The 19,480-nt window shown below is 62.3% G+C and carries 18 protein-coding genes and 2 pseudogenes; 10 read left to right on the top strand and 10 right to left on the bottom strand.

Annotation, left to right across the window (positions count from 1 at the left end; genetic code table 11):
• The first annotated feature begins 4 nt into the window (after window positions 1-4).
• The 5 genes from OSC50_RS12975 to OSC50_RS12955 all read left to right on the top strand — a co-directional run bounded on the left by OSC50_RS12975 (window position 5) and on the right by OSC50_RS12955 (window position 4,444).
• A complete protein-coding gene (locus OSC50_RS12975) occupies window positions 5-865 on the top strand; it encodes a pirin family protein (protein WP_266249097.1) in 861 nt (286 codons plus the stop codon).
• A 165-nt stretch (window positions 866-1,030) separates the two neighbouring features.
• A complete protein-coding gene (locus OSC50_RS12970) occupies window positions 1,031-2,476 on the top strand; it encodes a mechanosensitive ion channel family protein (RefSeq protein WP_181079677.1) in 1,446 nt (481 codons plus the stop codon).
• 171 nt (window positions 2,477-2,647) lie between these two features.
• Window positions 2,648-3,166, top strand: coding sequence for a sigma-70 family RNA polymerase sigma factor (locus tag OSC50_RS12965; protein WP_253507164.1), 519 nt, complete (start codon window positions 2,648-2,650; stop codon window positions 3,164-3,166).
• The gene (locus OSC50_RS12960; RefSeq protein ID WP_266249100.1) at window positions 3,163-4,089 is read left to right on the top strand and encodes a FecR domain-containing protein; all 927 of its coding nucleotides are present in this window, start codon (window positions 3,163-3,165) and stop codon (window positions 4,087-4,089) included. Before OSC50_RS12965 ends, OSC50_RS12960 begins: the two co-directional genes overlap by 4 nt.
• Window positions 4,090-4,228: 139 nt before the next feature.
• Window positions 4,229-4,444, top strand: a complete 216-nt coding sequence (locus OSC50_RS12955; RefSeq protein ID WP_003173733.1) for a TOBE domain-containing protein — start codon at window positions 4,229-4,231, stop codon at window positions 4,442-4,444.
• Window positions 4,445-4,484: 40 nt separating this feature from the next.
• Here OSC50_RS12955 and OSC50_RS12950 read toward each other — a convergent pair whose 3' ends face one another.
• A complete protein-coding gene (locus OSC50_RS12950; RefSeq protein WP_266249103.1) occupies window positions 4,485-5,630 on the bottom strand; it encodes a MalY/PatB family protein in 1,146 nt (381 codons plus the stop codon).
• Between the two features lie 205 nt (window positions 5,631-5,835).
• Between OSC50_RS12950 and ggt the strand changes: the two genes are divergently transcribed.
• Complete coding sequence (ggt, locus tag OSC50_RS12945; protein ID WP_266249105.1) at window positions 5,836-7,560, top strand: gamma-glutamyltransferase; 1,725 nt, start codon at window positions 5,836-5,838, stop codon at window positions 7,558-7,560.
• Between the two features lie 32 nt (window positions 7,561-7,592).
• Here the strand turns inward: ggt and OSC50_RS12940 are convergent, their stop codons facing one another.
• The 4 genes and pseudogenes from OSC50_RS12940 to OSC50_RS26200 form a co-directional block, all read right to left on the bottom strand.
• Window positions 7,593-8,123 (bottom strand): AAA family ATPase, encoded by a 531-nt coding sequence (locus OSC50_RS12940; protein ID WP_181079682.1) that lies wholly within the window; start codon window positions 8,121-8,123, stop codon window positions 7,593-7,595.
• The gene (gene pnuC / locus OSC50_RS12935; protein ID WP_181079683.1) at window positions 8,120-8,683 is read right to left on the bottom strand and encodes a nicotinamide riboside transporter PnuC; all 564 of its coding nucleotides are present in this window, start codon (window positions 8,681-8,683) and stop codon (window positions 8,120-8,122) included. The genes OSC50_RS12940 and pnuC overlap by 4 nt, the downstream gene beginning before the upstream one ends.
• A 112-nt stretch (window positions 8,684-8,795) precedes the next feature.
• Window positions 8,796-9,383, bottom strand: a pseudogene (locus OSC50_RS26205) (methyl-accepting chemotaxis protein); the annotation flags it as partial.
• A 267-nt stretch (window positions 9,384-9,650) separates the two neighbouring features.
• A pseudogene (locus OSC50_RS26200) lies at window positions 9,651-10,340 on the bottom strand (cache domain-containing protein); the annotation flags it as partial.
• A gap of 319 nt (window positions 10,341-10,659) precedes the next feature.
• Between OSC50_RS26200 and OSC50_RS12925 the strand changes: the two are divergent.
• Window positions 10,660-11,490: an undecaprenyl-diphosphate phosphatase gene (locus OSC50_RS12925; protein ID WP_181079685.1), complete on the top strand. Its 831-nt coding sequence runs from the start codon at window positions 10,660-10,662 to the stop codon at window positions 11,488-11,490.
• Window positions 11,487-11,870 carry a DUF1294 domain-containing protein gene (locus tag OSC50_RS12920; RefSeq protein ID WP_253507185.1) on the top strand — a complete coding sequence of 128 codons (384 nt, stop codon included), beginning with the start codon at window positions 11,487-11,489 and terminating at the stop codon, window positions 11,868-11,870. The genes OSC50_RS12925 and OSC50_RS12920 overlap by 4 nt, the downstream gene beginning before the upstream one ends.
• Here OSC50_RS12920 and OSC50_RS12915 read toward each other — a convergent pair.
• Window positions 11,859-12,215, bottom strand: a complete 357-nt coding sequence (locus OSC50_RS12915; protein ID WP_181079687.1) for an MmcQ/YjbR family DNA-binding protein — start codon at window positions 12,213-12,215, stop codon at window positions 11,859-11,861. The genes OSC50_RS12920 and OSC50_RS12915 overlap by 12 nt on opposite strands.
• Complete coding sequence (locus tag OSC50_RS12910; RefSeq protein WP_181079688.1) at window positions 12,212-13,120, bottom strand: LysR substrate-binding domain-containing protein; 909 nt, start codon at window positions 13,118-13,120, stop codon at window positions 12,212-12,214. Before OSC50_RS12910 ends, OSC50_RS12915 begins: the two co-directional genes overlap by 4 nt.
• Before the next feature lie 124 nt (window positions 13,121-13,244).
• Between OSC50_RS12910 and OSC50_RS12905 the strand changes: the two genes are divergently transcribed.
• Both OSC50_RS12905 and OSC50_RS12900 read left to right on the top strand, forming a co-directional pair.
• Entirely contained in the window at window positions 13,245-13,856 is a 612-nt protein-coding gene (locus OSC50_RS12905) for an FMN-dependent NADH-azoreductase (protein WP_266249110.1), read from the top strand.
• Window positions 13,857-14,064: 208 nt separating this feature from the next.
• The gene (locus tag OSC50_RS12900) at window positions 14,065-15,102 is read left to right on the top strand and encodes an alpha/beta hydrolase family protein (RefSeq protein WP_266249112.1); all 1,038 of its coding nucleotides are present in this window, start codon (window positions 14,065-14,067) and stop codon (window positions 15,100-15,102) included.
• On the opposite strand, the gene OSC50_RS12895 is transcribed toward OSC50_RS12900, so the two are convergent.
• The 3 genes from OSC50_RS12895 to OSC50_RS12885 all read right to left on the bottom strand — a co-directional run bounded on the left by OSC50_RS12895 (window position 15,096) and on the right by OSC50_RS12885 (window position 19,402).
• Window positions 15,096-16,271 carry an MFS transporter gene (locus OSC50_RS12895; protein WP_266249114.1) on the bottom strand — a complete coding sequence of 392 codons (1,176 nt, stop codon included), beginning with the start codon at window positions 16,269-16,271 and terminating at the stop codon, window positions 15,096-15,098. The two genes, OSC50_RS12900 and OSC50_RS12895, sit on opposite strands and share 7 nt — an antisense overlap.
• 163 nt (window positions 16,272-16,434) lie before the next feature.
• Complete coding sequence (locus OSC50_RS12890; protein ID WP_181079692.1) at window positions 16,435-18,021, bottom strand: ABC-F family ATPase; 1,587 nt, start codon at window positions 18,019-18,021, stop codon at window positions 16,435-16,437.
• Between the two features lie 142 nt (window positions 18,022-18,163).
• Window positions 18,164-19,402 carry an MFS transporter gene (locus tag OSC50_RS12885; protein WP_181079693.1) on the bottom strand — a complete coding sequence of 413 codons (1,239 nt, stop codon included), beginning with the start codon at window positions 19,400-19,402 and terminating at the stop codon, window positions 18,164-18,166.
• Between the last annotated feature and the right edge of the window lie 78 nt (window positions 19,403-19,480).

Genomic DNA, 19,480 nt, shown 5'->3' with positions numbered 1-19,480 from the left:
CATCATGAAAAAATTAATCGGCATCTACACCAGCCCTCGCGGCCACTGGGTGGGCGATGGCTTTCCGGTGCGTACGCTGTTTTCCTACGACTCGATGGGCAAGCACATCAGCCCATTCCTGCTGCTGGACCACGCCGGCCCGGCGCAATTCACCCCGACCGAACAGCGTCGTGGTGTGGGCCAGCACCCCCATCGCGGGTTTGAAACCGTGACCATCGTTTACGACGGTGAAGTCGAGCACCGCGACTCCACCGGAGCCGGCGGCACTATCGGCCCAGGTGATGTGCAATGGATGACGGCGGCCAAGGGCATCCTGCATGAGGAGTTTCATTCCCCAGCGTTTGCTCGCCGCGGCGGTGCGCTGGAGATGGTGCAGCTGTGGGTCAACCTGCCGGCCAAGGACAAGATGGCCGAGGCGGGTTACCAAACCATCGTCGACGCCGATATCCCGGTGCTGCCTCTGGCCGACGACGCCGGGCAACTGCGTTTGATCGCCGGTGAGTTCGCCGGTGCCAAGGGGCCTGCGCGCACGTTTATAGCCATTGATGTGTGGGATCTGCGGCTCAATCCCGGCAAACCGGTGACCCTGGACCTGCATGCCGGGCGTAACACTGCCCTGGTGATCCTGCGCGGAACGCTGTTGATCAATGGCGAGGAAGTCGCGCGCCAAGGGCAATTGGCGTTGTTCGAGCGTGATGGGCACCAATTAACCTTGGAGTCCAATGACGACGCCAAGGTATTGCTGCTCAGCGGCGAGCCGATCGATGAGCCCATCGTGGGGCATGGACCGTTTGTGATGAACACCGAGCAGGAGATTCATCAGGCCTTTGCGGATTTTCAATCCGGCAAGTTCGGGCGGATGTGAGCGGCCCCTTTTTTGTGGTGAATGAACCGGCCTTGTGCGAGGCAAGCTCGTTCACCACCGATGGGGTTTTTTGGTGCATAACCCCGAGGGGGCGTCACGACACAATTTGTTTCCGATAGGCTCATTTCATGCGATCTTCCCGTCATTCGCCCTGGAGTCGCCTGGATGCCCTCGTTTATCGCTGACCACCCGATGCTGTGCGCTTTGGCGCTGATCCTGATTGACATCGCCGTGTGGCGCCTTATTTCTCCCAACCTGGCCAACTGGAAGTTGGCGGCGCGCTTGGTCATTTTTGCGGTGTTCAGCGCCGTGCTGTTCAACGACGGCATGAACCCTATGCAGTTGGCCCCCTATGCCGATGACACGGCGCTGCATCTGGCTGCCACGGCGTTGCAGATCGGCTGGTGGCTGTTCGCGGCGCGCACGCTCACCGTGCTGCTGGGCGCGTTGATGATGCAGCGGGTCGGTCATACCGGGCGGTTGTTGCAGGATTTGATGGGCGCGGTGATTTTCCTCATCGCAATTATCGCCGCCATGGCCTATGTGCTCGATCTGCCGGTCAAAGGCGTGCTCGCCACGTCCGGCGCGGTGGCGATCATTGTCGGCCTGGCGCTGCAAAGCACTTTGAGCGACGTGTTTTCCGGGATCGTGCTCAATACCACCAAGCCCTACCAACTGGATGACTGGATCTCCATCGACGGCACCGAAGGCCGCGTCACCGATATCGACTGGCGCGCCACTCGGCTGCAAACTTCCCAGGGCAGCATGGCGGTGATCCCCAATTCCCTGGCGGCCAAGGCCAAGATCATCAATTTCTCGCGCCCGGCGGATATGTTCGGGCTGGCGGTCAGCCTGCAGGTCAGCCCCCATGCGCGCCCGCAAACGGTGATCGAAGCGTTGGAGCGCGCCATGCAGGGCTGTCGTCCGCTGCTGGCCAAGCCGGCGCCCAGCGTGGCGTTCAAAACGTCCGCCAGTGGCGGGGTGGAATACGAGATCAGCGGGTTCGTGCCGGCGATGCCGCTCAAACGTGAGGTGCGCAATCAGCTGTATGACCTGGCTTTCCGCCACCTGCAGGCGGCGGGCGTGAGTCTGTTGTCGGCCTCCGAAAGCGCGGCCCCGGTGGTGACTTCCCGCGCACGGGCGCTGTTGGACAGCTCGACGATTTTTTCCACCCTGCGCCAGGAAGAAAAGGAAACCTTCAGCCAGAACATGACCCTGAGCACCTACCGCGCCGGCGAGATGATCCTGCCGGCGGGCGAGGTCAGCGACCATTTGTTTATCGTCGAGTCCGGCGTGGTGTCGGTGATGCTCACCAAGGGCGGGCACAAGTTCGAGGCCGGGCGCATGGGCCCGGGCGAGGTGATCGGCGAGGCGGGCATCCTGTCCGACGAGGCAACCCTGGCGGATTTCACCGCCAAAACCTTCTGCACCCTGTACCGCATCGAGAAGGAATACCTGACCCCGTGTCTGGATGCCCGACACGATATCGGCGACGCGATGAAAACCCTGCTGGATTTCCGCGTACACGCCGCCCAGGCCCTGACCCAGGAAGCGCCGGTGGTGCCGGTAAAAAAAGGCTTTTTGCAGTGGTTGCGCAAGCGCGGCTTCTAATGAAACCGCAGCGAGTTGCCTGAATGCGCAAAACCGGACCGGTTATCTCGCACGTAAAACCCGTGGCAAGCTTTTACAGAAGCATGTAGGAAAAGTTCGTGGTATAGCTGCGCGATATTAAATAGAATGAATCTCATTTGAGACTCACTCGCGCCGCGCAGGTTGCTTGCCATGAATGATGCCGTTGTCCCTACGCACGCCCCCGAACCGACGCTGTCGAGCTTGTACCGTGACCACCGCAGTTGGCTGGAAAACTGGCTGCGCCGGCGGCTGGGCAACGCCTGGGATGCGGCGGACCTGAGCCAGGATACATTTCTGCGGGTGTTGGCCAGTGCCCAGCCGATTGCGCAGGTGCACGAACCACGCGCGTACCTGGTGACGGTAGGCAAGCGTTTGCTGGTCAATTTCCATCAGCGGCGCAGCCTCGAACAGGCCTACCTGAATGCCCTGTCCACCTTGCCCGAAGCCAACGTGCCGTCGCCCGAACAGCGCTGGCTGCTGCTGGAAACCCTGCAGGCGCTGGATGAACTGCTCGACGGTTTGCCGGTGCTCGTGCGCCGTGCCTTTCTGTGGAGTCAATTGGAAGGCCTGGGTTATCGCGAGATCGCCGAACGCCTTGATGTGTCCGAGCGCACCGTCAAACGCTACATGGCTCAGGCCTACGAACATTGTCTGCTGGTGGCGCTGTGAGCCGAGACGTAGCGCGCGCAGCGGCGCAGTGGCTGGCGCTGCTGGAGTCCGGCGCGGCCACCGAGCGCGATCATGCCGCGCTGCAACATTGGCGCGACAGCCATCCCCAGCACGAGCAGACCTGGCAAAAAGCCCAGACCTTGCGCCAGCGCTTCAGTAACTTGCCCCCGGCCCTGGCGATGGCCAGCCTTGACCGCCCGCAGCCAGGGCGGCGCGCGGTGCTCAAGCGTGCGTTGGGAGTGGCCGCCCTGGTGCCCACGGCGTGGCTGATCAGCCGTCAGTTACCTCTCGAAGCCTGGCGCGCCGATGTGCGCACCGCCACCGGCGAACGCCAACGCCTGCCATTGGCTGATGGCGCCAGCCTGCAACTCAATACCGCCACGGCAGTGGATGTGGACCTGGCACAGCGACACATCACCCTGGTTGACGGCGAGCTGGCGCTGAACGTGCCTGGTGCGGCTGCAATGACGGTTTACACCCGTTACGGGCAACTGCGGGTCAGCCAGGCCGACGTCTGCGTGCGGCAACTGGCCGCCGGCTGCCGCGTCTCGGTGCTCAAAGGCGCGGTGCAGGTGCGTGATGCGAACGGGCAGGTGTCCACGCTGCGGGGTGGCCAGCAAGCGCTATTGAATGCCACCGGTCTGGGCGCATCGCTGCCGTTCGACGTATTGCAACTGGGCTGGCGCGACGGCGTGCTGACCGCGCAGAACCAAGCCCTGGGAGATTTTTTGCGCGAGCTTGAACGCTACCGTCCCGGCGTGCTGCGCTGGGACCCCAGCCTTGAAACGCTGCGCGTTACCGGGAGTTTTCGGTTGGACGACACTGACAGCGTCCTGGGTTTGCTGGCCTCGACCTTGGGTTTTGAGGTGCACGCGCGCACGCGCTATTGGGTAACGCTGACAGCTGCCGGGGCAAACGCGTAAGCCTTGATACCTGGAAGGCGTATATTTCCTAAAGGAATAAATAAATAGTTATTTATTCCTTTTCATATATCAAGGCGTGGCGCATGTTGGGACCCTGCGCATTCGTGCGGATTACCCAACAGCCATCAGGAAAGCCGACATGACCATCAAAGCGATCAACGTGCGCAACCAGTTCAAGGGTGTGATCAAGGAAATCCTGTTAGGGGAGGTGGTGTCGGAAATCGACGTGCAGACCGCGTCCGGTATTGTCACCTCGGTCATCACCACCCGCTCGGTGCGCGACCTGGAATTGAAAGTGGGCAGTGAAGTGATTGCCTTTGTGAAGTCCACCGAAGTGTCCATCGCCAAACTCTAGACGGCCCGACCGTGGGAGCGGCGCTCCCACGGTTCGTTTCTCAGCGTTCGCGCAGCGCCCGCTCCATGCGTTGCAGGCCTTCTTCCAGCATCGCCCGTGGGCAGCCGAAATTCAGGCGCACGAATTGTTGGCTGTCATCACCAAACTCAATGCCTGCGCTCAAACCGACCTTAGCCTGTTCCAGGAAGAATTGCTGCGGATCTTCCAGGCCCAGAGCGCTGCAATCCAGCCAGGCCAGGAAGGTACCTTGCGGCGCATGCATCACCACGCCGGGTAAGCGGCTGCGCACCGCCGTCATCAGATAGTCGCGGTTGGCCTGCAGGTACGCGAGCAGCGCGTCGAGCCACTCGCCGCATTGGCTGTAAGCGGCGCGGGTCGCTTCCAGGCCCAAGGGGCTGACGCTGTCGACCATGCCGCAGCGCGCGTTGTTGAAACGCTCGCGGATCTCGGCGTTCTGGATCACCGCAAAGCAGGTTTTCAGGCCCGCGACGTTATAGGCCTTGCTCGCCGACATCAGCGTAATCGTGCGCTGTGCGATGGCCGGGCTCAAGCTGGCGGTAGGGATGTGGCGGCGGCCATCGAAGCACAGTTCGGCGTGGATTTCGTCGCTGATGATCAATGCACCGTTGTCCAGGCAGGCGTTCGCCACGGCCAGCAGTTCTTCGCGTGGGAATACTTTGCCGATGGGGTTGTGCGGGTTGCTCAGCAGCAGCGCTCCCGCGCCATTCAGTGCCTGACGCATCGCGGGCAACGGGGTCAGGTATTCACCGTTTTCGAATGCAAACGGCACTTCGATGCGTGGCAGGTTCCAGTGGCCCGGCGCCAGACGAATCGGCCGGTAGTTGGGGGTTTGCAACACCACCGCTTGGCCGGGCTGCACAAAGGCGTGCAGCGCCATATTGAAGCCAGGTTCGACGCCGGGCAGGAACAGCAGTTCTTCGGGCAGCACGCGCCAGGCGTACTTGGCCCACAATTCGTCGACGATGGCCTGGCGCACCTGCGGGCCGGCCACGCTGTAGCCGAGGATCTGCTGGTCGAGACGCTCGCGCAGGGCTTGCAGCACCGCCGGCGGCGCGGCGATGTCCATGTCGGCGATCCACATCGGCAACACGTCTTCCGGGTAACGGCTCCACTTGGTGCTGCCGGTGCCGAGGCGGGAGTGGATCGTGTCGAAATCAAAGCTCATGGGCGGCTCGTCTCAAAGGGCAGGGGAGCTGATTCTAACGGGATAACTGCCAGATGCCAGCAGCGGGGCCGCGCTTTGCAAGATGCAGGCATATTGATGGCTTCGTCCCGTGACCGACAAGTTCTGTAATAAAAACGCCATTGCGCTGGGGCTGGGATCTGAGTCGGGCTATTTTGGTGCATCTCAATCACCCGAGTAGCCATGGATGAAATACCAACCCTTCAGCCGCACATTGATTGCCACTGCCCTGGTGTTGACGGTCAGCGGCGTGCACGCCGCGTCCCAGGCCCCGGTGGCCGGTGAAAACGGCATGGTGGTCACGGCCCAGCATCTGGCCACCCACGTGGGCGTGGATGTGCTTAAAGCCGGCGGTAACGCAGTGGATGCGGCGGTGGCCGTGGGCTATGCGCTGGCGGTGGTGTACCCGGCCGCCGGCAACCTGGGCGGCGGCGGTTTCATGACCGTGCAACTGGCCGACGGCCGCAAGACCTTCCTCGATTTCCGCGAAAAAGCGCCGCTGGCGGCCACCGCCGATATGTACCTGGACAAGGACGGCAATGTCGTGGAGGGCCTGAGCGCCAAAGGCCATTTGGCGGTCGGCGTACCTGGTACGGTCTCCGGCATGGAGTTGGCCTTGAGCAAATATGGCACCCTCAAGCGTGCCCAGGTCATTGCCCCGGCGATCAAACTGGCGGAAAACGGCTTCGCCCTGGAGCAAGGCGATATTGACCTGCTGCACACCGCCACCGGCGAGTTCGCAAAAGACAAAGACCTGCGCGGGATCTTCCTGCATAACGGCCAGCCGCTGCAGGTCGGTCAGAAACTGGTGCAGAAAGACCTGGCCAGGACCCTCAAGGAAATCTCCGCCAGAGGCAGCGACGGTTTCTATAAAGGCTGGGTCGCCAAGGCATTGGTGGATTCCAGCCAGGCCGGCAAGGGCATCATCACCCAGGCCGACCTGGACAAGTACAAGACCCGCGAACTGGCGCCCATCGAATGCGACTATCGCGGCTACCACGTGGTCTCGGCGCCGCCACCCAGCTCCGGTGGGGTGGTGATCTGCCAGATCATGAACATCCTCGAAGGCTACCCGATGGCCGACCTGGGCTACCACTCGGCCCAGGGCCTGCACTACCAGATCGAAGCGATGCGTCACGCCTACGTGGACCGCAACAGCTACCTGGGCGATCCGGATTTCGTACAAAACCCCATCGACCATCTGCTGGACAAGGACTACGCCGCCAAGCTGCGCGCCGCCATCGAGCCGCAAAAGGCTGGCGACTCCCAGGCGATCAAGCCCGGTGTGGCGCCCCATGAAGGCAATAACACCACCCACTATTCCATCGTCGACAAGTGGGGCAATGCGGTCTCGGTCACTTACACCCTTAACGACTGGTTCGGTGCCGGCGTGATGGCAAGCAAGACCGGTGTCATTCTCAATGACGAAATGGACGATTTCACCGTCAAGGTCGGCGTGCCGAACATGTACGGTCTGGTGCAGGGCGAAGCCAATGCGATCGCACCGGGCAAGGCGCCGCTGTCATCCATGAGCCCGACCATCGTGACCAAGGATGGCAAGGCCGTGATGGTGGTGGGCACGCCGGGCGGCAGCCGCATCATCACCGCGACGTTGCTGACGATCCTCAACGTGATCGACTACAAAATGAATATCCAGGAAGCGGTGGACGCGCCGCGCTTCCACCAACAGTGGATGCCCGAGACGACCAACCTGGAGACGTTTGCGGTGAGCCCGGATACCCAGAAAATCCTCGAGAGCTGGGGCCATAAGTTCGCAGGTCCGCAGGACGCCAACCACTTGGCGGCGATCCTGGTGGGCGCGCCTTCGCTGGGCGGCAAGCCGGTGGGCAACAACCGGTTCTATGGGGCCAATGACCCGCGTCGTAATACCGGGTTGTCCTTGGGCTACTGATCCACGCCCAGCCTCTGTCGGCGTGTTCGCTGTTACAGAGGCTGGTTGAGCAGTTTTCCCACCGCCGCGAACGCCGCTTGCCGGCGTTCCTCCCAATCGCCGCCGATCACCACGGTGGGCTGTTGATGCTGGTGCAGCCAGTCCAGGCCCGCCTGGAAAAACGCCTGGCGGTCCGCCAGGCAAGGCTGGCAGCGCTGGCCGTCGGCGGTCCATTCCACATCGTCGGGCGACAGCAACAGATGCAGGTCGTAGTGACGGGCCAGCAGCTCATCTTCAAGCCAGGCGGGACAGTCGCCGAACAAGGTCTGGCTCCATAGCCGGTTGGTCAGCAGGTGGGTGTCGAGGATCAGCAGATCCGGGCGCTCGGCGCGGGCGGCGTCTTCCCAGGCCAATTGGCCGCGGGCAATGGCCGGGATGTCTGCCAGGCAGGTATCGCGTTGGTGATGGTCGATGAAATACCGCACGTACTCGCCGACCATCAACCCGCCGAACTGCGCCTGCAATTGCGCCGCCAGCCAGCTTTTGCCGCTGGATTCCGGGCCGGCCAATACCACCACCTTCATGTGCGCAACGCCGGATCGGCGCGCCACTCGCGCCAGCCTTGCACGGCGATCACGGTGAACAGCGCATACAGCGCGGCAATGAGGTGCATGCCTTTGTAGAGGAACAGCCCGACAAAGATCACATCCACGCAAATCCACAACGGCCAGCATTGCACGCGTTTCTGCGCCATCCATACCTGCGCCACCAGGCTAAAACCGGTGAGCGCGGCGTCGAGCCAGGGTTGCGCGGCGTCGGTCCAGTGCGCCATTGCCGCGCCGAGCAACAGGCTGCCAACCGCGCCCAGCGCCAGGCTGGCCAGGACGGCCGGCACGCCCAGGCGAGTCACCAGGCGGCCTTGCTTGACTTCGCCGGCGCGGGTCCATTGCCACCAGCCATACACTTGCAGCGCGGCGTAGACCACCTGCAGCAGCATGTCGGAATACAGCTTCACCTCGTAGAACAGCCAGGTGGAGAGCAGCACCATCACCAGCCCGATGGGCCAGCACCAGGGGTTCTGCTTGACCGTCAGCCAGACGGCGATCACCCCCAGCGCAAAGGCGAATAGTTCAAGCCCGGACATGGCGGTTCCTTGGGAGAGTAAAAGAGGCGGGGATTGTAACCAGAGGGAGGGAATCTACAAAACACTCAGAGGCCGCCGGGGAGGGCGCGCGTCCCTCCCGCAGCGGGTAGCGCTAGACCTTGAACTGACGCAGCAGCCCGTCGAGTTGTTCACTCAGACCGCGCAATTGGGCACTGGCCACACTCGACTGTTCCGCCGCCAGGGCGGTGCTATGGGACAGACTGGCCGCCTGGGTGACGTTCTGGTTGATGTCCTCCACGACATGGGATTGTTGCAAGGTCGCACTGGCGATAGATGCATTAAGACCGTTGAGGTTGCGCAGCGCCTGGCCGATCGCGTTCAGGCTTTCACCCGCCAGACCGGCCTGTTCGATGGTCAGTTGCGAGGCGCTGTGGCTGTCGCTGATGACCTTCACCGCCGCTTCGGAATGACCTTGCAGGCGTTCAATCATCACCTGGATCTCGGCGGTGGATTTTTGTGTGCGCTGGGCCAGCAGGCGCACTTCATCGGCCACCACGGCGAAGCCACGGCCTTGCTCGCCGGCGCGCGCGGCTTCAATCGCGGCGTTGAGCGCCAGCAGGTTGGTCTGGTCGGCAATGGAGCGGATCACTTCCAATACGCCGCCGATCTGCGTGCTTTCACTGGACAAGGTGCGGATCACGTCCACGGCCTGGCTGATGGTGGTGGAGAGCTGATCGATGCGTTGCAGGCTGCCATCGATATTGACCTGGCCCTGCTGCGCCTGGGCCTGGGCGTCGCGCATTTCGCTGGCGGCGTGTTCGGCATTCTTGGCCACGTCCTGCACGCCATAGGTGACTTCATTGATGGCGGTGGCCACCAGTTCCATCTGCTGGGACTGCTGCTGGCTGCGGTCATGGGCCTGGCTGGCGTTATTGCCCAACTCCTGGGACGACTGGCCCAAGGCATTGGCGCACGCCTGCAACTGGCTGACCACCTGGCGCAGCTTGGCGGTAAAGCTGTTGAAGTGCTGGGACAGTTGAGTGACTTCGTCGCGCCCGTGGGTGTCGAGGCTGCGGGTCAGGTCGCTTTCGCCGCTGGCGATATTGCCCATGGCGTTCACCGCAGCCTGCAACGGCTGCACGATGCTGCGGGCGATCAGTGTCACCAGCAGGGCCATCACCAGCGCGATCACCAGGCCGATCATCGAGGCTTTCCACACCTGCCCGTTGAACTCGGCCTGCACGTCGTCCACATACACACCGGAGCCGATAATCCAGCCCCAGGGTTCGAACAATTGGATATACGAAGTCTTGGCCACCGGCGCTTCGGCCCCAGGCTTGGGCCAACGATAGTTGACGATACCGGCGCCCTTGGCCTTGGCCAGGGCCACGAATTCGTTGAACACGGCAAAACCGTCGGGGTCGCGGATGGCCGAGAGGTTCTGGCCGTCGAGCTTGGGGTTGGCCGGGTGCATCACCATCACGGGCGTGAGGTCGTTGATCCAGAAATAGTCGTCGTGGTCGTAGCGCAGCCCCCGTACGGCGCTGAGGGCCTGTTTCTGCGCGGCTTCGCGGGTCATCGCGCCGGTGGTTTCCAGGCCGTGATAAAACGCCAGGATCCCACTGGCGGTCTGTACCACGTGCTGGGTCTGCAGGCGCTTGGCCTGGTAAAGGTCGTCATGAATCTGCTTGAGCATCAGCAAACCCAAAGCCAACAGCATCAGCACGGCGACTATCAGGATCAGCCAAAGCCGCCGGCTGATCGACATATTGCGCAAACTGTTCATCGTCCTGTCACTCCGGCTTTTTTATAATTGTGGCGTTTCATCGACTTTTACGCCTTGTCTGATAGGCTTTCGGCCTGAAATCGAAAAACCTGAGTACTGCCTGATTTTTCACAGAATTTTTGCAGACCGGCATTGACCATGGTCAACGCCGGGCCTTCAGCGCGCTCGTCGTCAGTGAACCATTAAAAGACTAACCGGGCATGCGCCAAGCATGACCTTTGGGGGAAGCATGGATTTTTGGACCGCCATACAGGCACTTATTCTGGGCGTCGTCGAGGGGCTCACCGAGTTCCTGCCGATCTCCAGCACCGGCCACCAGATCATCGTGGCCGATTTGCTGGATTTCACCGGCGACCGTTTCAACGCTTTCAATATCATCATCCAGCTGGGCGCCATTCTCGCGGTGGTGTGGGAGTTTCGCGGCAAGATTTTCGATGTGGTCACCGGCCTTCCAACCCAACCCAAGGCCCGGCGTTTCACCGCCAACCTGCTGATCGCGTTTTTGCCGGCGGTGGTGCTGGGGGTGATTTTCGCCGATGCCATTCACCATTACCTGTTCAACCCGATCACTGTCGCCGCCGCGTTGGTAGTGGGTGGTTTGATCATGCTGTGGGCCGAGCGCCGCCAGCATGAAGTGCACGCCGAAACAGTGGATGACATCACCTGGAAGGATGCACTGAAGGTGGGGTTTGCCCAGTGCCTGGCGATGATTCCCGGCACCTCGCGCTCCGGCGCAACCATTATCGGCGGCCTGTTGTTCGGCCTGTCGCGCAAGACCGCCACCGAGTTTTCGTTCTTCCTGGCCATGCCGACCATGGTGGGCGCGGCGGTGTACTCGGGCTACAAGTACCGCGACCTGTTCCAGCCGGCTGACCTGCCGGTATTCGCCATCGGCTTCGTCACCTCATTCATTTTCGCGATGATCGCGGTCAAGGGCCTGCTCAAGTTCATTGCCAGCCATAGCTACGCGGTGTTCGCCTGGTACCGGATCGCGTTCGGCCTGCTGATCCTGGCGACCTGGCAGTTCGGCTGGATCGACTGGGCGGCCGCCAAGGCATGACGATCCAGCATCCCCGCCTCAAGGCGCTGGTCTTTGTACTGCTGTGCGCGGCGCCGCTGCTGGGCGCGGGCCTGCTGTGGTATCGCGGCGAGACCGTGTTGCCGCTGGTGGCGTATGGCGTGGTCAGCGTGGTGGCGTTTTTCTTGTACTGGAGCGATAAACGCAAAGCCCGCACCGACAGCTGGCGCACCCCCGAAAACGTCCTGCACGCCGTCGAGCTGGCGGGCGGCTGGCCTGGCGCGTTAATCGCTCAGCAAGTGTTCCGGCACAAGACGCGTAAGGTGTCTTACCAGGTGCTGTTCTGGGTGATTGTGCTGCTGCACCAGGTGTTCTGGCTCGATCAGCTGTTCCTGGGCGGTACCCTGGGCTCAATCCTCTAGCTTCAACCCGATCTGCGTGCGCTTGGGCAACCTGCTGACCACCAGTTGGTGAGAGCGTTGCAACAGGCCGCGCAGTTCATCGTCGCCCAGCGGGTAGGGCGTATTCATGATGATCCAGTGGGCGCGCGCCAGGTACGGCGCGGGGTGAATACCCGGACGGTCGACATGGCCGAGAAACAGGTCCTGGTCCACCTTGAATGCCAGCGAGTCGCCGCGCAGGTTCTGCAGGGCGAACATCTTGTTGCCGGCAATCGAAAACACCCGCACGCCACCCCATTTGTAATCTTCCCGCGCGCCGGGCAGGCCCAGGCAGAAATGTGCGACTTGTGTTTCAGTCAGGCTCATAACAGGCGATCTCCACAGCTTTTGAAACCTTCTTCCAGGTAGTCGATCCACGCGCGAATCGCCGGCAGCACGCCACGTCGGTGCGGGTACACCGCCTGCAGCCAGCCCCCCGGCAGTGACCACTCCGGCAGCAATTGCACCAGCCGGCCACTGGCAAGCTCCTCTTCGCAGTACATCATGGGCAACACAGTAAAGCCCACGCCCATGATCGCGCTGGCCTTGCGCACGACAAAATCATCAATGCCCAGGCGCGCCTCCATCACCAGGTCGTGAGCGTTGCCCTGCGGGTCAAGCAGGCGTTGATGCACCATGCGGTCGGCCTCCAGCGCGCCGAGGATCGGCAGTTGCTTGAGGTCGTCAAGGGTGGTGATCGACCGACCGTGCAGGAAGCTCGGGCTGGCCACCAGCGCTGTCTGTGCGGCGCGCAGGCGCTTGGTCACCAGCAGTGGGTCTTCATCGCCCAGTTCGCGCACACGCAGGGCCACATCGATGCCTTCGGCGACCAGGTCGACGCGGCGGTTGACCAGGGTCATCTCCAGTTGCACCTGGGGGTGAGCGGCGAGAAAGCCCGCCACCAGGTCCGGCAGGATGTGCTGCGCCAACCCCACCGGGCAACTGACGCGCAGGCGCCCCCGAGGCTGGCTGGACATGCTGGCCACGGCCTCGTCGGCCGCCTCCGCTTCCAGCAGCATCGCCTGGCAGTGGCGCAGGTAACGTTCGCCGACGGCGGTGAGGGTCAGTTGCCGCGTGGTGCGTTGCAGCAGGCGTGCGCCGAGGCGCTCTTCCAGCTCGGCGATGCGCCGCGACAGGCGCGACTTGGGAATGCCCAGCAACCGCCCGGCTGCGGCAAAGCCGCCGGCTTCGACGACTTTGGCAAAGTAGTAAAGATCGTTCAGGTCTTGCATGCGTGGCCTATTGTCCTGTCAGTGGGACAAACTATCGCATTTCAGGCGTCTTATCGGCTATTGGTTTGATGCGTAGCCTTAGCACCATCTGATCGACATTCCTGATCTCATTTGGAGCATGGCCATGAAACTGTTGCATATCGATTCCAGCATTCTGGGTGACAACTCGGCTTCCCGTGCGCTCAGCGCCGCCGTGGTGCGTGCGTGGCAAGCCGCCGAGCCAGGCGTGCAGGTGACTTACCGCGACCTGGCCAGCGAGGGCATCAACCATTTCTCCGGCGCCACCCTGGGTGCCTTGGGCACCGCCGAGGAACTGCGCGACGCCGCGCAAAAGCACGAGGCCGAGCTGAGCGCTTCGTCGCTGGCTGAATTCCTCGCCGCCGACGCGCTGGTGATCGGCGCGCCGATGTACAACTTCACCATCCCGAGCCAGCTCAAGGCCTGGATCGACCGCATCGCGGTGGCCGGTCAGACCTTCCGCTACACCGAAGCCGGCCCTGAAGGCCTGTGCGGCGACAAGAAAGTCATCATCGTCTCCACGGCCGGTGGTTTGCACGCCGGACAAACCTCTGGCGCGGCCCATGAAGGCTACCTGCGGCTGGTACTGGGCTTCCTTGGCATCACCGACATTGAGTTCGTACGCGCCGAAGGCCTGGCCTACGGTGACGAAGTGCGCAGCAAAGCCCTGAGCGACGCCAACGTACTCATCAACGAACATTTGTTCGCCGCCGCGTAAGGCTTGTGTAAATTTCCCCTCGCCTCGGTTTCAATCCGAAACCGGGCGCCTAAACTCTGTATTCTGCTCGCCTGAACGCGATCGGAGTACGGAGTTTTTTCGTTTGCCCGCTGTCATTAAAATGTGGCCCGGCTTGTGCAAGCGTGGGTTCAATGCCTGGACTTTTATTCGACATGTCGGTTCTCACGCAGCAAAGGTGGACATCCCCATGATGCGTCTTTGTGCTGTTATGGTTCTTTCCCTGCTCGGCGGCCTGGTTTCAGTGCAGGCCGCGCCCGCACCGCACCCCCATTGGAGTGTGGGTTTTCATCGCATGAGTTTTCTCGACCCGCTCGACCTGCAGCCGATGAAGGCCATCGCGTTCTACCCCTCCACCGGTCTGGAGCACAGTACCCAGGTCGGTGCGTACCATGTCGCCGCTACCGAAGACTCCAAAATCGCCATCGGACGTTTCCCGATGCTGATGCTGTCCCACGGCAATACCGGTACGCCGCTGGCCCTGCATGACCTGGCGACGTCCCTGGCACGCAAAGGCTTTGTGGTGGTGGCGGTTCTGCACCCCGGCGACAACTATAAGGATCACAGCCGCCTGGGCACCGTGAGCAACCTGTATGGGCGTCCGATTCAGATTTCCGAAGCGATCACCGCCACATTGAGCGACCCGATGCTGTCACCGTTCGTGGATGTCGACCAGGTCGGTGTGATCGGTTACTCGGCCGGCGGCGAGACCGCATTGATCCTGGCCGGGGCCAAGCCGGATTTCGACCGCCTGCGCCGCTATTGCCAGGAGCGCCCCGAAGACCGCGACGCCTGCACCACCAAGGGCGAGCTGGTGGTGGACCGCGACGATCTGCAACCCCAGGCCGACTCTCGCATCCACGCATTAATGCTGATGGCGCCCCTGAGCCTGATGTTCGGTCGTCATACCCTGGCGGACGTGCATGTGCCGGTGCTGCTCTACAGTGGCGACGGCGACAAACTGGTGGCGGTGGACAAGAATGCCGCGGCGCTGGCACGCAAGCTGCCGGAACCGCCGGATTTCAAATTGCTGGCCGGGGCCGGGCACTTCGTCTTCATGGCCCCGTGCGACAGCGATCAGTTGGCGGCCATGCCTGCGGTGTGCACCGATGCCGACGGGGTTGACCGTGAAGGCATTCATCGCGACCTGATTTCCGAGGCCGGGCGGTTTTTCAGTCATACCCTCAGCGAGCCCAGCCGTGCGGGCTTGCAGACCGCGGATCAGTAAGCGCGTCGCTTGAGCAGCACGCTCAGGCCCAGCGCCGCCACCGACAGCAGCGCCGCGCAGAAGAAGATCCAGCCGTAGCCCAGGTTCAGCGCGACAAAGCCCATCAGTGGCCCGGCAATCGCCAGGGCCAGGTCGAAGAACACCGCATAGGCACTCAAGCCGGCGCCGCGACTGCTGTTGGGCACTTGTTTGATCGCCTCCACACCCAGCGCCGGGTACACCAGCGACAAGCCCAGCCCGGTCAGCCCGGCGCCGATCAGCGCCACGCCGGTGCTGGGCGCCAGCCACAGCAGGGTCAGCCCGAGGGTCTCGATGCTCATGCATGCAATCGCCGCGCGAAAGCCGCCGAAACGGCTGATGGCTGAGATAAACAGCAGCCGCGCGAGAATAAAGCACACCCCGAACACCGTCAGGCAATACGCCGCGCCGACCCAGCCGCGATTGAGGTAGTACAAGGTGATAAAGGTGGTGAGGGTGCCGTAGCCGATGGACGCCAGGCACAAGCTGGTGCCGAACGGGGCGATACGCCCGAACACCGCCCAGAACGGCAGACGTTCGCCGCGTACCACCGGCACCGATGGCTTGTTGCGGATCAGCACCAGGCCCAACGCCGCCAGCACCGTGAGTGCCAACCCCAAGCTGTTGTAGCTGTACTCGGCGACCATTACCACGCCCAGCGGTGCGCCAATGGCGATGGCGCCATATGAGGCGATGCCGTTCCAGGAGATCGAACGCGCCGTATGCTCGACGCCAACCTGGCCCATGCACCAACTGATGGTGCCCACGCCGATCAGCCCCTGGGCCACGCCCAGCAACAGCCGTGCGATGATCAGAATGCCCAGGCTCAAGCTGGGCAGGCTTTCCAGCAGCGTCGCGAAAAATGTCAGCACGCCACTGACCAGAATGCCGGACAGCCCCATCACAATCGCGCGCTTGGTGCCGACGTTGTCCGACATGCGCCCGGCCATGGGACGGCTGAGCAAGGTCGCCAAGTACTGCGAGCCGATGGTCAACCCGGCGACCACTGCGCTGAAACCCAGTTGCTCGTGCACATAGCCCGGGATGACTGCGATCGGCAGGCCGATGCAGATAAAGGCGATAAAGGTGTAGAACACGATGGAGACGATCTGCAACGTGATCGACAGGGAGCAGGGGGCGGCGTTGGGCATGGGCACTCGTTCGCTGGCGGGCGGTGAGGGCATCATGGCAAGGGCCTGGGGGAAAAGGAAGCAGCCTAACGATTAATGATAGTGCTCAATCAGATGCAAAAAGCCCCGTCACAGTGGACAGGGCTCTATCTTGCCGCTTGTCGCTAACCGCTGATCGCTGCCCTTAAAACACCACACCCTGGCTGCGCAGGTAGTCGTCATAGGTGCCGCTGAAGTCGATCACACCGTTGGCGCTCAACTCGATGATGCGAGTGGCCAGGGACGATACGAACTCACGGTCGTGGCTGACGAAAATCAGCGTGCCCGGGTAGTTCTCCAGCGCCAGGTTCAGCGCTTCGATGGATTCCATGTCCAAGTGGTTGGTCGGTTCGTCCATGATCAGCACGTTCGGCTTTTGCAGGATCAGCTTGCCGAACAGCATGCGGCCTTGCTCGCCACCGGAGATCACCTTCACGGACTTTTGGATTTCATCGTTGGAGAACAGCATGCGACCCAGAGTGCCACGGATCATCTGCTCGCCTTGGGTCCACTGGCCCATCCAATCGAACAGCGTGACATCGTCTTCGAAGTCGTGAGCGTGGTCCTGGGCGTAGTAGCCCAGCTCTGCGGCGTCGGTCCACTTGATGCTGCCTGCATCCGGCGTCAGTTCATTGACCAGGGTGCGTAGCAGGGTCGTCTTGCCGATACCGTTCGGGCCGATGATCGCCACACGCTCGCCGGCTTCGATCTGGAAGCTGAAGTCCTTGAACAGCGGCTTGCCGTCGAAGCCCTTGGCCATGCGCTCGACGATGACCGCCTGGCGATGCAGCTTCTTGTTCTGTTCGAAACGAATGAACGGGCTCACACGGCTCGACGGCTTGACCTCGGCCAGCTGGATCTTGTCGATCGCCTTGGCACGGGAGGTGGCCTGCTTGGCTTTCGAGGCGTTGGCCGAAAAGCGGCTGACGAACGATTGCAGTTCGGAGATCTGCGCTTTCTTCTTGGCGTTGTCCGACAGCAGTTGCTCGCGGGACTGGGTCGCCACGGTCATGTATTCGTCGTAGTTGCCCGGGAACAGGCGCAGCTCGCCGTAGTCCAGGTCAGCCATGTGGGTGCATACGCTGTTCAGGAAGTGACGGTCGTGAGAGATGATGATCATCAGGCTGGAGCGCTGGGTCAGGATGTTTTCCAGCCAGCGGATGGTGTTGATGTCCAGGTGGTTGGTCGGTTCGTCGAGCAACAGCACTTCAGGATCGGAGAACAATGCCTGGGCCAGCAGCACGCGCAGCTTCCAGCCAGGGGACACTTCGCTCATCGGGCCGAAGTGCTGCTCCAAGGGAATACCCAGGCCCAGCAGCAGTTCACCGGCGCGGGATTCGGCGGTGTAGCCGTCCATCTCGGCGAATTCGGTTTCCAGCTCGGCCACGGCCATGCCGTCTTCTTCGCTCATTTCCGGCAGCGAGTAGATGCGGTCGCGTTCGGCCTTGACCTTCCACAGCTCCTCGTGGCCCATGATCACGGTGTCCAGCACGGTGAATTCTTCGTAGGCGAACTGGTCCTGGCGCAATTTACCCAGGCGCACGTTCGGCTCGAGCATGACCTGGCCACCGGACGGATCGAGATCGCCACCGAGGATTTTCATGAAGGTCGACTTGCCGCAACCGTTGGCACCGATCAGACCATAACGGTTGCCGGCGCCGAACTTGACCGAGACGTTCTCGAAAAGCGGCTTGGCGCCGAACTGCATGGTGATGTTAGCTGTGGAGATCAATTACTTTACCTATCAATGGGTTGCGCGCGTGGCAGCGGGTGCCGCCAGGCATGCGTCAACAGCGACATCAAGGCGCGAAACCCGGTCGCTGAGCAGAAAATGGGGGATGTGTGTTGGAATTTGGCGCGCATTGTCGCATATGTCAGGCGACAGTTGTATGGCGCGCTACAGATGGTTTCTCCAGCGTCTCGGGCATTGCCAGCCATAGCAGCGCCAACGCCGCGGCCGCTACCCCGGCCAGGGTCAGGAACGCGGCGTTATAGCCGGCTTGCTGTACGACGAAGCCCGCCAGGCTGTTGCTCAATGCCGCGCCCAGGCCGAATACCGTGGACAATGCGCCAAGGCTCACGTTAAAGCGCCCGGTCCCCTGGGTGAGGTCCTTGACGATCACCGGGAACAACGCGCCGAAGATTCCCGCGCCGACGCCGTCGAGCATCTGCACCGCCACCAGCCAATAAGGGTCGTTGGACAACGTGTACAACACACCGCGCAGCGGCAGGATCAGGAAACCCATCAGCAGTAACGGTTTACGCCCCCATACATCGGCTTTGCTGCCCACCAGCCAGGCCATCGGCACCATGACCAACTGCGCGGCCACGATGCATGCCGACGTCAACGGTGTAGCCATGTGCAGGTTGATCTGCGACAGCTTCTGGCTGACCAGAGGCAGCATCGCCGCATTGGCCAGATGGAAGAGGGCGCAGCACACGGCGAACAGCAGCAGCGGCCGGTTCGCCAGCAACACGCTGATGCCGGACGGCTGTTCGTGGTCACTGTGATGGGCCGGATCAAAGCCACGGGCGACTTCGTGATCGATGGCGGTAGCCGAGACGCAGCTGACCGCGACGATGCTGGCCACCGCCATGAACGCCATCAGGTAGAACACCACCACGGGCCCGAACAGGTAGGCCAGGCCACCGGCCAGCAGCGCGGCCACGGCATTGCCGGCGTGATTGAAGGTTTCATTGCGCCCCGTGCGCCGGGTAAATGCGCGCGGCCCCGTGATCCCCAAGGAAATCGCCGAGATCGCCGGCGCAAACACCGAGGCCGCGACTGCGCTGGCGGCCTGGGTCAGGGCCACCAGGCTGAACGAACTGACGAAGGGCAGCATCAGGCAACTGCCGGTCACCAGCAGCGCTGCCACCGCGATCACCGCCCGCTTGCTGCGGGTGCGATCGATCAGCGCGCCTGCCGGGCCCTGGGTGAGCAGGGCGGCGATCCCGGCGAGGGTCATGACTACGCCAATGCTGGCCGGGTCCCACTTGTGCACCGCCAGCAGGTAGATCGCCAGGTACGGGCCCAGGCCGTCGCGTACGTCCGCCAGAAAGAAATTCAGGCTGTCCAGGCTCAGGGTATTGCGCAAGTCGGAAGGGTTGGCCACGGCAAGGTCTGCGGGAGGAGGCGTTCAACGGTTGAGCGCGCATTGCGTTAATGACCCGCGGCCCCTGCCTTTAGTTTC

This window comes from Pseudomonas quebecensis (assembly GCF_026410085.1).
GTDB classification, from domain to species: Bacteria; Pseudomonadota; Gammaproteobacteria; order Pseudomonadales; family Pseudomonadaceae; genus Aquipseudomonas; species Aquipseudomonas quebecensis.
The sequence above is the reverse complement of the archived record's forward strand: the minus strand, read 5'-3'. Positions and strand labels throughout refer to the sequence as shown.